This is a genomic window from Azospirillum terrae, assembly GCF_053470425.1.
Genome location: NZ_JBPXMR010000067.1, coordinates 1 through 565, shown reverse-complemented (window position 1 = coordinate 565; position 565 = coordinate 1). Strand labels below are relative to the sequence as shown.

Below are 565 nucleotides of genomic sequence, written 5' to 3'. Positions count from 1 at the left end.
GGTTCTGGCCGCCGCGTGAAGTTGTCGTCCCTAAAGCCATTCCACCGAGGGCTGTTTTGCACCAAAAATGCGGAAGAACCTCCAATCGTCGTCAGGCGGTCATCGTAATTGGCGGCGTGCAGGGTGAAGACCTTCCTTGGTCGTCCCATCGAAGGCGACTGGCCCTACCTGTGGCTCGACGCCACCTATGTGAAGGTCCGTCAGAACGGTCGGATCGTCTCAGTCGCCGTCACCATCGCGGTGGCGGTGAACACTGATGGCCGGCGCGAGGTGCTGGGCATGGACATCGGTCCGTCGGAGGCCGAGACCTTCTGGGTCGAGTTCCTGCGCAAGCTCAAGCGCTGCGGCCTGAGCGGGGTCAAGCTGGTCATCTCCGACGCCCATGGCGGCATCAAGGCCGCCGTCAGCCGGGTCTTCCAGGCGACGTGGCAACGCTGCCGGGTGCACACCATCCGAACGCAATCCACCATTCGCCCCGGCCGTCGGCACCGGCTCGTGCCCCGGCGGCGGGTCGTGCAGCGGGATGACATGGCGGATCTCCAAGCTGTCGTCATGAACGATGATG

Annotated in this window: 1 pseudogene; it reads left to right on the top strand. The window is 64.2% G+C overall.

What is annotated here, in order from left to right:
• Positions 1–120 precede the first annotated feature (120 nt).
• Positions 121–565, top strand: a pseudogene (locus ACSVDD_RS29740) (transposase); the annotation flags it as partial.